The organism is Eubacterium ventriosum (assembly GCF_025150745.1).
Lineage (GTDB): Bacteria > Bacillota > Clostridia > Lachnospirales > Lachnospiraceae > Eubacterium_G > Eubacterium_G ventriosum.
On record NZ_CP102282.1, the window covers coordinates 2,116,038 to 2,132,494 of the forward strand.

A 16,457-nucleotide genomic window follows, 5' to 3' on the forward strand; every position below is an offset into this window, starting at 1 on the left:
TATATATTTTTCATACGGAAAAAAGCACCTGCATTTTTGTCTTTAATCTTTGGTCCAAAAACAATTATTATACAATATTTTTGTTAATCATTATTTCTTTTTGTATTTTTTGATTGTTTTCTTCTTGCTCCACTTACCATAGTATCTGTTTCCATCCTTAACCATGTAAGCTCGTACCTTGATATAATACTTATTATTTGCCTTTAGTTTTTTGATTGTAAAGTTAATCTTTTTAACATTTACAGTCTTTGTGTATTTTTTCTTAAAAGATTTCTTTGTAGAGTATTTTGCCTGATAATTAGTTATTCCTGAAATCTTCTTAAGACTAATTTTTGCCTTTTTATTTCCAGTACGTTTGACTTTCTTTATTACAGTTCTTCCAATACCTGCTACAAAGTTAACATCATCTGACGGTGCTGAAACAGTTCCTCTTACAGTTGTTTCTTTGTTGTCAGACTTATTATTACCTGATGTTACCTGTGGTTTTGTAACAGGTGTTGTTGTGGTCTGTTCATTACTTGTCGTAACTTTCTCTGGCTTTGTTGTTACCTGCTCTGGTTTGGTTGTTGTTTTTTCATTATTTGTTGTAACATTTTCAGGTGTTGTTACGTTTGGTTTAGTAGTTACAACAGGTGTTGTTGTTTCCGGAACATCTACCTGGTCCTTGCCTCTTCCATATAGTTTAATTTCATATACCGAATCACCATATCCTGTTAAACGTTCACTGCAATAAATTCTTACATATTTTGCAGTTGTAACCTTATCAAATGATACCGACTCTAATCCTGAACTTTTATTGCCATCACCGTTTTTCTGACCGCCATTTCCATTTACTCTTGTAAATACATTAGTCCAGTTTTCATTATCAATTGATGTTTCTATTGTGTAATTCTTTGCAGCCGCTGCTTCCCAATAGATTTTAATACCACCTATTTCTTCGTTTCTTCCTAATTCAATAGTAAAATACTGTGGATCTTCAGACTTTGATTCCCATCTTGAGTCAAAATTACCATCAATAATCTTGTCACCTGTATTGTCACCTGTTTCTGATGAAACATCTATAACTTTTGCTCCGCTTAAATCAATTTCAGGATATCCTGATAAATCAGCTAATGTTAAATCATCTGATTCTGCTGTTGGTGGTTTAGTTCCTGCTTTATATATCTTTATATAATTAAGATTAAATCCGCCATCAACCATTAACAATTTCATCTGATACTGACCTTGTTTTAAATGTACTGTATTTGCAGTCTTAACATTTTTCCACTCAGTTGTAGAATTATCCAGCAATGTTGTAAGTACATAATCAGAATCATTATCTGTTTTTAATTTAATTGCACTGTTCTTGTTTGTATCCGTGCACTGTACTCTGTAATCAACAATATAGTCTCCTTCTTCTTTTACATCTAATGTATAAATAAGAGAATCTCCGTTATCAATCCATCCAACATATCCTCCTTCTGAATCGCCTGTTGTAGGTTCACATCCAAAGTTGGTATCATAATTTTCTGCCTCAACTACACCTGGTACTGTACAGACCTTATCCCTACTTTCATGTGGTACATATGTTGTATCTTTAGTCTTATCTTCATTCTTAGTTGGATCTACAGAAACAAGTGAGTGTGCCGGGATTTTTGCGCTACCAAGGTTACCGCTTTTGTTTACAAAATTAACTGTTATAGTGTCATTTCCCGGATTCCATACCTGTGCAGAATACGTTGTTTTTCCGCTTTCTGTTTTTGCAAATACCTGATAGCTTGTATAGTTACTTGCCCATACGTCTGTACAAATATTTCCTTTTGCACACATATTCTGAATAAACCAATATGAGTTAAACATTTCATCTGTTGATAATACGCCACCAACATAATCTCCATTTTCATTTAAATGAGATTTATATTCATTAGCCCAACAGCTTGCTGCTCCCTCAGCATCACTCAATGCCATAAACGGCCACAAAATATGATACCAGCCCTCTGGATCAATTTCACCATTTGCCTGAAGTTTCTTCTGGTAAGCCTCCTGAACTTTTTCATAATCATTCCATATTTTTCCTGCTGTTTCCTTATTGTACCCCATATAAGTAATTGCAGGTGAAACAGGAAGAAGATGGATTCCCATTATACAGCATGGATTTCCTGAAAAATATGTACCGTTAGTATATCCAAGTCCCCAAATCATTCCAATATAAGGAATATTGTTTACATTACTGTCTCCATATACATTTGTTCCATAATCAGAAGCCCAGTTATGGCTGTCTCTGTCTGTTCCCTTGTCCACATTAAACCAATACTGTTCAATTGCGTTAACTTCTGAAGTGTAACCCCAAATTCCCGCTTTTTCATATTTTTTATTTCCTGTTACAAGTCCCCAAAGATATAATCCTGCCCAGCCAAATGTTGCTTCTGAAGCCGATTCCTGATTGTTACCACTATTATTGTCTCCATAGCCTCCTGCCCATGAATGTCCTTCATAAACATCAAAGTTTCTCATAAATGGAAGCATATCGTCATTTTTGTCAGGATTCATACAATCTCTAATTAGTAATTCAATCATTTCGCCATAATCGTCAACGAAAGTTGAATCATATGAGGCCAATACTGCTGCCGGGAATATAAAATATGCCCAAAGGAAATGATGGTCCGATAAGTTAATTGCCATTCCATGGTCGCCGCCATCACCACTTACAGCTCCCCAACTTGTATGATAATACATATAATATGGATAGTCTTCATCTCCATCGTATGTAAGCCAGTTTGCCATAATTTTTTTTAATACGTCAATAAGTTTATCTCTTGTTTCATATTCTCCAAGTTGGTCTGCTATAAGAATTCCCATTGCTATAGGATGCGATTTTTTACCCTCCCAATAAGGATCTGCAACCCAATATGATTTAAGAGCACTATCTGTAAACTGTTTCAAATACGCATACATCCACTCCTTATCATAGCCATTTGATTCGCTAGGAGTCGTATACTGCGGAATAATTCCGTTAAACTTCTGACTATAAGAAAATTCATTTCCTTCATGGATTCTCAAATCACCTCTACTTGAAGTATAAATAAGTGCTTCACCATTTGTCGTTTCATATGTTGCATCTGAATATTTCCACTGATGAGGCATCATACATAATAATGTACTGTTAGAAATACCACTTCCTGTTCTCTTCTGTGAAACAGATACTTTGTATGTTGTTGTACATATGCTCTTTGCATCATCGTAACTGTAATCCACAACTGTATCTGTTACGTATGAATATGCATATTTGTACATATATTCTAACTGCTTTACTGCATCTCCATCTCTTAATAATGAAGGTTTTGAAATGCTATCCACTTCACTTTGTGATGCCAAAAGTTTTATTGGTTCTTCTACTGCTAAAGCACCAATAACTACATAATTGTCATTATTGCCAAGTTTAATTTTTAATTTACTGCCAACTTTTGTTGCCTTGGAATTTTCAGGTAAATAAATACCATAATAATGATACTGTTTCTTATTGCCATCTCCAGGCGCTTCACTTTCGTTTTCTGTTTCAACAAGAAAATGGTCAATTGTAACTTCCTTACCATCTTCTGTAATAATTTCACTTCCGTTTTTATCTAAAAACTTTACAAGATTATTTACATTTAGTTCTACAGAATCTCTATTGGCAAATGTTGTATATGCAAAAGGTGAGCCTTTAATTAAAGTACTCTCCATTTTTTCTGTGTCATCATCACTATATTTAACGTTAACTGACCAATCACCATAACCATCTAATTTAGCACTTGCCTTTCCTGTAATGTCTGATGAATTAAGTGTCAAATCATAATACTTGCTGTCTACACCCATTCCACCATTATCTGCTCTATTATACAATCCATCTGCATAATACATTGATAATCCTGTTGAGGAATATTTGTATGACATTGGAAGTGCTGGCATTGCATCACTGTACTGTGTGTAAACAATTGATGTCCACCAGTCATTTGATGGTATTGGCGTACTTATTTTTGAAGAAACATATTTAGGTTCTCTTGGCTGTAAAAGGTTAGCATCATCAATTACATAACTTCCTTTTCCTAAAGTTACTACTTTCTTTTTTGGTATTTCAGGTATAGTATTATTAACCTTTTCATCGCCTTGCTGATATTCAAAAACCTGTAATTCTCGAATTGAATATCCTGAACCTCTTCCCATTAAAATCCCCTGCATTCTAACATATCTTACATTTTCAGCATAGAATTTTATATCTTCATCCTCACCATTTCCCTGAAGCTGTCTGTAAACTGTTTTAAAATTAGTTCCATCTTCTGAAACCTGCAAATCCCATATGTTACCATATTCAACCTGCCATTGTAAAAATACTCTTCCTAAAGTATACTTCTTTCCTAAATCAACCGTAAGACTCTGATTACATTTGCTTTGTACATTGTCTTCACCTTCTGACAACCAGTATGTATCGTAATTTCCATCCACTGCATTAGATCCTGCCAATGGTGTAGATGCCCACCATGGTTTAGAATAAGATGTTGCCTCTACTTTCTTTCCCAATGCAATATTAGGTGCATCTGACTTAGGCTCATTACATTTATTGTCACCTATACCATATACTTCAAGTTCTCTAATTGCAGCGCCCCAACCTGATTTCTTATCAGCTGATTCTGACTGAGACTTACTATAATTAATTAAAACTCTTACATATCTTCCGTTTTTTTCTGTTAACTTGTAGTCATCTGTTGAATCAGAACTTAAGGTATCCTGATAATATGTGTAATCAACAGTTCCGTCATCTTTTAATACCTGTTTTTCAGAACCGCCATTTCCTTTTGTTGTCTCATAAATTTTAGTCCAGTTAATCTCATCATCTGAAACAAGTATCTGGTATGCAACACCATAGCTTGCACTATTTTGCCAATTAATAACAACCTTACTTACATCTGCCTTTCCACCAAGGTCAATGTCTAACCACTGGTCAGCTTTATTGGCTACAGCTTCCCACTGAGTTCCAATTTTTTCATCCGTTGCATAGGTTGGAAGATTTCCTCCATTGGTTGAAGATGCATATGCAGGTCTTCCATCTGACAAAAGCCACGGTGCACTTCTGTCGGCAGCCTGAGTATTTACTTTAGTATAATTAATTCCCGTAACACACAAAGCCGCACTAAGTGTTAATGCCAAAAATCTCTTAAATTTTCTTCTCATATAAACTCTCCTTCTTTCCTTATTTCCGGTACCATCTTTCGTGATTGAAACGTTTTCTATTTGAAACATAGCACACCAAAATACATAAATCCACAAATTCAGATTAACTTTCTTAAATTTGTGGATTTTCGATAAAAAAAACATTTCAATTTATTCAATTTTACTTTTTAATTTTTTTGACAGATTTTCATTATTTTTAAGTTTTTCAATTTGATTTTTATGTTTATATAAAGGATTTTTCAACGTTTTAAGATAATTTTATAAAAATATTTTTATTTTTAAAAAACATTGTTTGTTTTTAGTCGTTTTTTCTTACTCCATTTTCCATAAATCTTTACTTCATCTTTTTCAATATATCCTCTCACTTTAATGTAGTACTTTTTATTTGCCTTTAATTTTTTAATAACAACATTAAGCTTTCTAACATTAATTGTTTTAGTATATTTTTTCTTAAAAGATTTATTTGTAGAATATTTTACCTGATAGTTTTTTACACCTTCTATCTTTTTAATTTTAATCTTTGCTTTTTTGCCACTAATTCGTTTTGCCTTTTTAATTTTCCCACGTTTAACAGTTATTTTTTGACCGTCATTTTTTACTATATTCAACTGTGGTGTTGTTGTATCTGGAACTTTCGTTGTTATGATTTTTGGTGTTGTATCCGGAACTTTCGTCGTCGACTCAGGTGTTGTTGTATCTGGTTTTATTACTTCTCCTGCACCAACATCATATGAACTGCTCTTTAATACATAAAATTCATATATTGCCCACCAGTGTGATTCTGTTCCTGTCTGTTCTATTCTCACATATCTTGCATTCTGATTTCCTACATAATATATGTTGTTGTTTTCTCCCGATGCAACTTCCCGCCAGTTATTTCCATTATTTGATATTTTTACGACATATCCCCTTGGAACATCTCCTGTCTTTCCAAGATTTGTCACAATAAGATCAAAATTCTGATTCTCCTTCAGATCCACCTGATACCACTGTCCCGGTTCCTGCTGTCCCATGATTGTCCACTGCGTGCCAAGATTTCCGTCAAGGGAAAGTCCTGCATTCTCATTATGGACACTTGCCGTTGCACTCCAATTACTTCTGTTCCAGGTAGTTTACTATCACTCCACGAATGCCACTGTTTGCCGAAATTCTGATGAAAGGTGTTCCATCATTTTTTCCCTTATTGGCATAAGATTCAAGAATTGCTCCTGAGCCGTGTGGAACAGTACTTAAATCAGTAGCCCCTCTAAGCTCCACGTTTGATGGAATAACTATTGTTCCATCCATTCTGTAATGTCCTGAAGGAAGAAAAATTATTCCACCTCCATTTGATGAAGCATCATTTAAGGCTTTCTGAATAGCTTTTGTACAGTCACTTCCTCCACCGTGATTCTTACTGTTTTCTGCATTGTAAGGTGCCCTTGTCACATCATATAATGTAAAATTTGAAGGCATGTGACTTTGAAATGCCACCTTGTCATCCGGAAATTCAGATACCGGTGTAACGTCAACACTTGCATTAAAATCATCTGACCTGTATATTGAATTGTTAATTATTGTTTTTGCGTTCTTAAAAGTATTTCCACTTAAGCTTATTCTGCCAAGGCTTCCCACAGCTATCTGAGGTGTTTTGTTATTAAATTCTGAACCTACACTTACGAACGTTCCACCGTCAACTTTTACTAATCCGTGATTAATTGTGTTGTTGTACATTAAAATCTTAGTTGTTGATGTTTTGTTGCGGAAATTTTTGTTTTTGAAAACTGAACAACATCACCTGTGTTGTAGCCACTTATGTTTACGTAACATGTGTATGACCAGTCATTTCTCTTCATGAGGATTCCTGTTGCATTGTTATAAATGTAATTCTCAAATGTGCTTCCCTTAATAGGTGCATTGCTAACCCCTGATCCTGACCAGTAATCAGGTGAAAAATTTATATTTTCAATTCTTCCAACATCCGCAAGTCTGTCCATATCTATTTCCTTGTAGAGAGGTGTTCCGTACACTCCGTTAATTACAGGTGATGCACCACCGTTTCCGTAATGGGCTTCCTAGTCTCAGGCTTTCTCCAATCTCCTCTAAGCGTCACACCCTTTGGTATCTTAAGACTTCCTGTAACCTTGTATTTTCCTGCAGGAACATACACTATCCCACCACCAAGCTCATAAGTTTTGTTTAAAAGCTTTTGGAATATTTCTGTGTTATCCCTGTTTCCACTTCCGTCTGCGCCATAATCCTCTACATTGTATGCATATACAAAGGCATCTGTCTGTTCCATATTTTTCTGTACCCTGTAGGTAGGATTTCCAATGTTGTTAATGTCTGCTGCTTTAATATTTTGTCCATAAAAAAGCATAAGGCTAACACCGACTACAAATGTAGTCAGCATTAGCCTTGTAATTAAATTAATTCTCTCAAAATAACTTTCACTTTCCCTGTTTTTCATGATTTTTCTTTCCTCTGCTTTTTATATTTTAGCTTAGGAACATATTCAAATCTAACCCTTTTAATCCATTCATTTTAACTTTCAGATGACAAAGCACCCAACTTTTGATAAAGTTTTATCCCAAAACTTTCTTTGCTATGTCTGCACTCATTTTTGCATCCTTAGCATAATAATCTGCACCAATCTTCATAGCATAATCTTCAGTAAGAACTGCACCACCTACCATAATCTTACAATCAACATTGTGTTCTCTTAAAAGCTTAATTGTTTCTTCCATTGAACCTAGTGTTGTTGTCATAAGTGCAGAAAGTCCAACTAAATGAACATCATTTTCAATTGCCGCATTAACTACTTCCATGCAATCCACGTCTCTACCTAAGTCAATAACGTTATATCCGTAGTTTTCAAGAATAACTTTTACAATATTCTTTCCAATGTCATGTATGTCACCTTTAACTGTAGCAACAATAATCTTCCCCTTTGATTCAGAAGAATCTCCACTATCTGCAAGATAATTCTTTATTTCATCAAAACATTCTTTTGCAACATCCGCCGCCAAAATCAACTGTGGAAGGAATATTGTACCTTTTTCAAACTTATCTCCAACAACATCCAATGCCGGAATCAAAATCTGATTTATAATCTCCATAGCTTCTTTTTCTTTAAGCAATTGAGATGTGTAACTTCTTCCATCATCTTTCATTCCTGTTTCCATCGCCTTAAGAATTTTGTCTGCCAGTTCTGAACCAAGGCTTACTGTGGAATCATTTGATTTTACGACTTCTGTCTTAGTTGTTGTAACTTCAGGCTGAACTTTGCTTGAATAATCAATAAAATCCATTGAATTTTCATCAATTGCAGCCAATACTTTATATGCCTTAACTGCCCATACCATTGACGGTACATTTGGATTGATAATCGGAAGATCAAGTCCATTAGCCATAGCTATTGTTAAGAATGTTTTATTAATTATTTCTCTGTTAGGCAAACCAAAAGAAATATTTGAAACACCAAGTACTGTTCTTAAGCCTAATTCATTTTTTACAATGTTCATAGCTTTAAGTGTTTCTGCAGCAGCTTTTTGTTCTGCTGAAACTGTAAGTGTAAGGCAGTCAATAATAATGTCCTCTTTTGGGATTCCATAAGACATTGCCTTATCTCTAATACGTTTTGCTATTTCAACTCGTCCTTCTGCTGTTGGTGGAATACCATTTTCATCAAGAGCAAGTCCAATGACTGCCCCACCATATTTTGCAACAATAGGAAGGATTGTATCAAGAACTTCTTCTTCTCCGTTAACTGAGTTAACAATAGGCTTACCATTATAAACCCTTAGAGCCGCTTCAAGAACTTCCGGTTTAGTTGAGTCAATCTGTAAAGGTACATCTACTATTGCCTGCAAAGCCTTAATAACCTTTACCATCATTTCTTTTTCATCAATGTCAGGTGAACCTACATTTACGTCCAAAATGTCTGCCCCCGCGTCTATCTGTTCAATTGCCTGTGACAAAATATAATTCATATCATTGTCTCTTAATGCCTGTTTAAATCTTTTCTTTCCTGTAGGGTTAATTCTTTCACCTACAATTCTTGGCTGGTCAACAACTACAGTCTTTAAAGGTGTACATACTGCAAGCTGTCTTGGTTTCTTTTTCACAACACTTGCGTTTACTGTTGCAACCATTTCTTTTAGTTTGGCTACATAAGCCGGTGTTGTACCACAACATCCACCAAGAACTTTTGCTCCGTATTTTACCATTTCCTTACATGTATCTGCAAATTCATCAGGTAAAACATTATATGTATTTGTAACAGGATCAGGCAAACCTGCATTAGCCTTTACTACAATTGGAACAGTTGTCCACTTAGAAATTTCTTCTACAATTGGCATTAATTCTTTAGGTCCAAGTGAACAGTTTACACCAAGTGCGTCTACTCCAAGCCCCTGTACTGTAAGACACATTGCTGAAACTGAACAGCCTGTAAATGTTCTTTTGTTGTCTTCAAATGTCATTGTACACATAACCTGAAGGTCTGAATTCTCTTTTGCGGCAAGAATTGCTGCCTTAGTTTCCATTAAGTCTGTCATAGTTTCAATAACTATAATATCAGCTCCTGCATTTCTTCCTGCAATAACTTCTTCTTTAAAAATATCATACGCTTCCTCAAAAGAAAGACTTCCTGTAGGCTCTAGTAATTGACCTATAGGTCCCATATCTAAAGCAACAAGTGTTTCTGTTCCTTTGGCTGCTTCTTTTGCATTATTAATGGCTGCACCAATTAATTCATCAACTGAATATCCCGTATTAGCCATTTTGTATCGATTTGCACCAAAAGTATTGGCGTAAACAACATCCGAACCTGCATCTATGTATTGTTTATGTATATCTATAATCCAATCCGGCTTTGTTATGTTTAATGTTTCAGGTACAGTTCCAAGCTCCATTCCTTTTTGCTGAAGCATTGTTCCCATTGCACCATCCAACAATATAAAATCTTTGTCAAATATATTTTTATTTGCCACAGTTTTTTCCATCCTTTCTAAAGGTACATTTTTCTCTAAAATTACATAAGTCACAGCTTTTAACATTAGATACTTCTAAATTGTGACCAAGTCCTATTATGCATGTTACCGACTTAGTAGGCACAAGAGTCATTCCACTGTTTACGCATACGCCTATTCTTCTTCCTGCATCTAATATATCAAGAAACTGTTTCTGACCTGTCAAAGGAAAATCTCCATATCCCAAGCCAAATCTCCATGTATGTTCATATTCCTTAAAATCTTCAAGAATTTCATCTTCCGCTTTGTTGCATACCTGTTCTATTACAGCAGATGCAAGACTGTCAGTAAACATGGCATCAGCCATTCCCCTAATCTGCATCTTTCTTATAAGTCCGTCAACTCCTGCTGAAAGAGTAGCACACATAAATATTACCTTTTCACAATTTTTCAAATGGTTGGCAATAGACTTTCCTTCCAATGTAAAATTAATCCCCGGAACCTGTCCATCTACCAAATCAAAAACTTTATATGTATATTTGCCTTCCATTACTGACTTAAGCTGGTCTGCACAATTATACAAAATCTCTTTCGTTTTCTCATCAGGAGTGCTGTTTCCATAGCCTAAATATCTTAAAGCTTCACTAAAATCTATATTGTCTATAATAATATTTCTCTGCTCTGACATTTTATTTTCCGCTCTTTAATATATTTTTTACACCTTCAGAAATTCTTCTTGCAACATATGGATCATTCATTGTATAAATATGAACTCCGTCAACTCCATGAGCTGCCAATTCAATAATCTGGTCAATTGCATATGAAATACCTGCATCACGCATGGCTTCATGATTATCTCCAAATCTCTGAAGAACTTTTGAAAGTTTTGCCGGAATACTTGCGCCACACATTGAAACCATTCTCTCAATCTGCTTTTTGTTTGTTACAGGCATAATTCCTGCTTCAATAGGAACATTAATTCCTGCTATTCTTGCTTTCTCCTGAAAATCAAAGAATACCTGATCATCAAAAAATAACTGTGAAATCAAATGGTCTGCCCCTGAATCAACTTTCTTCTTTAAATTCTGAATATCTTCAATCATATTCGCTGCTTCCTGATGAACTTCAGGATAGCATGCGCCTGAAATATTAAAACCTCTGTTTTTTGACATAATATACTCTGTTAAGTCTGATGCATATTTGAAATCTTTTTCAATAGCAAAATCAGGATTTACATCGCCTCTTAAAGCTAATATATTCTTTACACCTTTTTCATCTAATTCATCTAAAATTCTATCAATGCTTTCTTTAGTATTATATAAACATGAAAGATGGGCTATTGTTTCAGTTCCTAATTCATTTTTAATATATGAGCATAAGTCAATTGTTGTCGCATTTGCAACGCCTTTTCCACCTGCTCCATAAGTTACACTGATAAAATCAGGGTTTAAGTTTTTTAACTCATTTAATGTTGAATATATTGTTTCTATACCACTTTCCTTTTTTGGTGGAAAAACCTCAAAAGAAAATACTGTGTGTTCTTTTTTAAATAAATCTGCAATGTTCATTAATCTCTGTCTCCTCTTCTTTTGTTTTTATGGTTTGCAGCAAAACAGATTAAATCCTACCAAAAGACATATTACTATTATGCACACCACAAAAAATGTACTCTCTATTAACAATGAAAGCGTCATTCCAACTGCAAGCCAAAATAACGCAAATCCACATAGTTTATGCATAACTCTTCCTAATTTATTTTTTATAATATTAGCATATGCATATAATTAGTTTTTAGTCGTTAATATCTTCATCCATTTCCTCAAAGTCACTAAAATCATCTTTTACATCATTCTTTGAAGTGAACTTGTTTACCACATCAGGTACCATATCAATAATCCTTGATAATCCATCCTGATCTTTAATGCTGATAAGCTTAGATGAACCATCCTTAATAACCAAAACAGCGCTTGGTACTATCTTTCCCCCAACTCCGCCTGATCCTGTTTCTCCTTTTGAAAAAGTACCTATTCCCATTCCAAAAGAAACATCAGCCATAGGAAGGATTATTGTATCTCCTACCACAACCGGTTCTCCAACAACAGACTTTGTTGTAATAAATTTTTCCATTGCCTTTAATAAATCATCTGTAGGTTTTTTGTTATCTGCCATAATAATGCCTCCCTAAATAAATTTCTTTATAATTCTCTTTATATTTTCATTAAAATAAAATTTCAAACAATATACTATAACCACGCCTAAGTAAATATGTCCCTTAAAAATAATGTCACCTTTAAACACTTTATTTTCAAAATCAGGATAAACCTTAAACCTTTTAGGATTAATATTAAATATTCCATATATCATTCCAAGAGCGCCTAATGCCTCTCCCGTTAAATAACTTTCTTCAAATCCCATATATAGATTGCCTTTTATCCTGTTAGGAGCTAAATGCTTTAGAAGTTTTAGAACCATTTTTTTGCCATAGGCATAAGCCTCTTTTGTTGTCTTTGAAGTTATAAATTGCTTAACGGTTTTAACCTGATTTATTATTTCATCTATACTGTTCTTTTTATTTTTTGCATTTTCTTTTATATTATGAATTTTATCTTTTATATTTTCTACAATTTTCTTTATTCTTTGTTTTAATTTTTTAAAGGAAATCTGCATTCTTGTTATAAAAGACTTCTTTTCTTTTTTTCTATTATTTGTTTCTGTAGTTTTCTTTGAATCTTCACTTTTTATATTCTCATTATTTTGATTTTTTACATCAGTCTCTTCCAAATTGGAATTTTGAATTTCCTGCTCTTTTTCATTTTCGGAAGTTCCAATTTGTTTAATGTCAGTTTTTTTAACACTATCCTCTTTCAATTCATCCTGTGATTTTTCTTCTTCATTCTTCGGTGATTGCTTCTCAGACTGATTTTTTCTTTTTTCTTTTTTCTTTTTTTCTTTTGTTTCAGAAGATTTTATTTTTATTCCTAATAGTCGGATATTATAATGTATCTCTGTGTTCTCAATCCATAATCTGCAATGTAGCAGATGAAAAAGCCATCCGGCTCTTATATTACCGGTTATTTTTTTCTCTTCAATATTTCCATTTGCTTTTCCTACATATGTTATAGGAAAAAACAAAATAAGTAAAGCAAGCCCCAGAATAGATAATACAATAATACCAATTATTTTTAAAATAAGTAATAATATATGTACCATAGGCTACTCTTCTCTCTTGCTTCTTTCTTCATTCATAAGATTCAATATATAGTCTTTCACTTTGCATCCTCCCGTGGAATTTAGACAATCCATTATTATTAATTGTACCATATCCATTGCCTCTTCCCTACCTTCGGCAATTCCAACAATTACAATATCTGAATCCTTATACCATTTCTGAGTAAGTACATTAGATGGATAGATGTCAAGTACATCATAATCATTAAAAGGCAATGTAATAACATATTTATTAAACTGTTGTTTACCCCTTTTAATTTTCCACATAACCTGTCTCTTTTTGTCTAACAGATTATATCCAACATACAAATCATCATACCATCTCATACTTATCTCCAATAATCAATCTGCAAATATATTACAACTGATTATTCTTCCATTATTCCATTTAAAATTTCAATACAAGCTAGTTTTTCAGCCTTATCATTACATACTGACAATGTATTATAAATATAATCCTGTAATTCACTAATATTATTGAAAAATACAGGAAGTTCTGCAATTGAAGCTGACATTACGGCTCTGTTAATCAATTTCTCGTTGTCTGCAAACAACTCAGTATATTCCTTGTAAAGCTCTTCTTCCTTAGCCTTTACATATTCTTCGTCGGCTGTAGTATTGTCCTCATCAACTGTAAGTTCCATAAACATACTGTCTGAATTAAGCCTTGGAAGTTTGTATACCACATCATATACATCCTTTAAACCAAGTTTTTCAATGTTTTCACTATAACTTTCCATAATCTGGTCTGTTATATCATAGGAAGATAACTTAGGATATAATTCTTCCTGAGTCCCCTCAAGCATTACAAACATATCCTCTATTTCTTCTAATGATTTAGGACTAAACTTGCCTAAGAATAAAAGATTTGTATCTTTTATAATCTCTGTACACCCCTTAACAATATTATCATCTAACTGATTTTCATAAGTATATAAGACAATAAGCAAATCATTTAAGATTTCCTGAATCATCATATTTGAGTTCATTAAATCTTCCATATATTCTGAAACTTTAGCAATATTAGCCATCATTTCATCATACTGCTCTTTTGTTATTTTCTTAAATTTAACCTCTTTAAATTCTTTAAAGAAATCGTCTAAGTAAGGGTAATTAACAGTCATTGTTTCTGTATTTTCAAGCATTGCTGTTGTTTTTAACATATATAAGAAATTCTTAAGACTTTCCTTAGTTCCACCCTTATAAATGCTAAGGCCGTTAGATAACATTTCGAAAAACTTATTTTTTGTAAGTCTAACAGGAAGCTGTCCTATTACCTGACTTATCTTTCTGTTAATTGCCATATTATCTTCATCTTCAAGAATAAACTGCATTAATCTTCTTGTAATGTTCTCATCACTATATCCTGACGGATAATCGTCATCTCTGAATCTGTATTCAACTCTGTTTAATGCATGTTCATAGATGTTAAACTTGTCAACATAACAGGTAAGATCCTGAACCTTCTCAATAATTCCATCTCTAAGTTTTTCTAACTTTTCAATGTTTTCAGAAATCTTCTCACTTTCCCCATTCATTAATTCTTCAATAATTAAATTAATTGTAGCAAGACCATACATATTCTCTGTACTTAAAAGACTTTCATCTTCTAAAGTCATTGTGTAATATGTGTAATAATTCATTGCCAAACGGATATTTGCATATTTGTTATTTATTTCCATAAATGGTCCACAATATGCTTTTAAGTTTTCATCTACGTGTTTGTTCTTTAATAATTCGCCTACTATCTTTTTCACTTTTTTTTCCCTTATTTTTTGTTACTTTTTGTATTACACGGATTGCTCCTTACTTCATTATGTCTGAAAAATCGAATGTAGCAAAATAATCTGCAGGTGTTTCTGCTCTACGAATCATTTCTACACTTCCATCTTCCTTTAATAATAATTCTGCTGAACGAAGTCTTCCGTTGTAGTTATATCCCATTGAGAAGCCATGTGCTCCCGTGTCATGAATATAAATGAAATCTCCCATGTCAATCTTTGGAAGTTCTCTGTCAACTGCAAATTTGTCATTATTTTCACAAAGACTACCCACCACGTCATATACATGGTCTTTTGGCTGGTCTTCCTTACCCATTACTGTAATATGGTGATATGCACCATACATTGCAGGTCTCATTAAGTTTACTGCACAGGCATCAACACCAATATATTCTTTATAGATATGTTTCTCATGTACTGCCTTAGTAACCAATGCACCGTAAGGTCCCATCATAAAACGTCCCATTTCTGTGTAAATAGCAATATCATCCATTCCTTCAGGTTTAAGAATTTCTTCGTATACCTTTCTTACACCTTCACCAATTGCCATAATGTCATTTGGTTCCTGATCAGGTCTGTAAGGGATACCAACACCACCTGAAAGGTTAATAAACTTAATGTCTGCTCCTGTTTCTTTTTCAAGTTTAACTGCAAGTTCAAAAATTGTTCTTGCAAGCATTGGGTAATATTCATTAGTTACTGTGTTGCTGGCAAGGAATGCATGAATGCCAAAGTTCTTAACTCCCTTAGCCTTTAAAATCTTAAATGCTTCAACTATCTGTTCAGGGGTCATTCCGTACTTAGCATCTCCAGGGTTATCCATAATACCGTTACATACTTCAAAAACTCCACCTGGATTATATCTACAGCTTACTGTTTCAGGAATTCCACATTCTGCTTCCATATAATCAATCATTGTAATGTCATCAAGGTTGATAATTCCCCCTAAATCATTACAATATTTAAATTCTCCTGCAGGTGTTTCGTTTGATGAAAACATAATTTCATCATTTCTAAATCCAAGCTTATCAGCTATCATTAATTCTGTGTATGATGAACAGTCAACACCACATCCTGCTTCTTTAAGTTTTTTAATAATAAATGGATTTGGTTCAGCCTTTACTGCAAAATATTCTCTAAAACCCTTATTCCATGAAAACGCTTCGTTTACTTTTCTTGCATTCTCCATAAATCCTTTTTCATCATAAATATGAAAAGGTGTTGGGTATGTCTTTTCAATCTCCTTTAACTGTTCAAGTGTTACAAATGGTTTCTTTTCCATGTTTTTTCAGTCCTCCTATTATTGTGT

At 33.7% G+C, this 16,457-nt stretch carries 12 protein-coding genes and 1 pseudogene; all 13 read right to left on the minus strand.

Annotated features, from left to right (window positions below; genetic code table 11):
• Nucleotides 1-90: 90 nt before the first annotated feature.
• Nucleotides 91-5,187, minus strand: coding sequence for a discoidin domain-containing protein (locus NQ558_RS09480; protein ID WP_040446840.1), 5,097 nt, complete (start codon nt 5,185-5,187; stop codon nt 91-93).
• Between the two features lie 278 nt (nt 5,188-5,465).
• Nucleotides 5,466-6,257 (minus strand): annotated as a pseudogene (locus tag NQ558_RS09485) (discoidin domain-containing protein); the annotation flags it as partial.
• Between the two features lie 22 nt (nt 6,258-6,279).
• Nucleotides 6,280-6,900, minus strand: a complete 621-nt coding sequence (locus NQ558_RS09490; RefSeq protein WP_005361838.1) for a glycosyl hydrolase family 28-related protein — start codon at nt 6,898-6,900, stop codon at nt 6,280-6,282.
• Nucleotides 6,900-7,163: a hypothetical protein gene (locus tag NQ558_RS09495; protein ID WP_005361837.1), complete on the minus strand. Its 264-nt coding sequence runs from the start codon at nt 7,161-7,163 to the stop codon at nt 6,900-6,902. The genes NQ558_RS09490 and NQ558_RS09495 overlap by 1 nt, the downstream gene beginning before the upstream one ends.
• A 41-nt stretch (nt 7,164-7,204) precedes the next feature.
• Nucleotides 7,205-7,636 carry a glycosyl hydrolase family 28-related protein gene (locus tag NQ558_RS09500; RefSeq protein ID WP_005361831.1) on the minus strand — a complete coding sequence of 144 codons (432 nt, stop codon included), beginning with the start codon at nt 7,634-7,636 and terminating at the stop codon, nt 7,205-7,207.
• A 115-nt stretch (nt 7,637-7,751) separates the two neighbouring features.
• Nucleotides 7,752-10,172 (minus strand): homocysteine S-methyltransferase family protein, encoded by a 2,421-nt coding sequence (locus NQ558_RS09505; RefSeq protein WP_040446852.1) that lies wholly within the window; start codon nt 10,170-10,172, stop codon nt 7,752-7,754.
• Nucleotides 10,150-10,827 (minus strand): hypothetical protein, encoded by a 678-nt coding sequence (locus NQ558_RS09510; protein ID WP_005361829.1) that lies wholly within the window; start codon nt 10,825-10,827, stop codon nt 10,150-10,152. The genes NQ558_RS09505 and NQ558_RS09510 overlap by 23 nt, the downstream gene beginning before the upstream one ends.
• 1 nt (nt 10,828) lies before the next feature.
• A complete protein-coding gene (gene metF / locus NQ558_RS09515; protein ID WP_005361827.1) occupies nt 10,829-11,707 on the minus strand; it encodes a methylenetetrahydrofolate reductase [NAD(P)H] in 879 nt (292 codons plus the stop codon).
• A gap of 223 nt (nt 11,708-11,930) precedes the next feature.
• On the minus strand, nt 11,931-12,308 hold the full coding sequence (locus tag NQ558_RS09520) for a GerW family sporulation protein (RefSeq protein WP_005361824.1): 378 nt from the start codon (nt 12,306-12,308) through the stop codon (nt 11,931-11,933).
• A gap of 12 nt (nt 12,309-12,320) precedes the next feature.
• Entirely contained in the window at nt 12,321-13,007 is a 687-nt protein-coding gene (locus NQ558_RS09525) for a DUF2953 domain-containing protein (protein WP_198006742.1), read from the minus strand.
• 345 nt (nt 13,008-13,352) lie between these two features.
• Nucleotides 13,353-13,694, minus strand: a complete 342-nt coding sequence (locus tag NQ558_RS09530) for a hypothetical protein (RefSeq protein ID WP_005361818.1) — start codon at nt 13,692-13,694, stop codon at nt 13,353-13,355.
• Between the two features lie 41 nt (nt 13,695-13,735).
• Nucleotides 13,736-15,124, minus strand: a complete 1,389-nt coding sequence (locus tag NQ558_RS09535; RefSeq protein WP_040446833.1) for a hypothetical protein — start codon at nt 15,122-15,124, stop codon at nt 13,736-13,738.
• 49 nt (nt 15,125-15,173) lie between these two features.
• Entirely contained in the window at nt 15,174-16,430 is a 1,257-nt protein-coding gene (locus NQ558_RS09540; RefSeq protein WP_005361811.1) for a diaminopimelate decarboxylase, read from the minus strand.
• Nucleotides 16,431-16,457 lie beyond the last annotated feature (27 nt).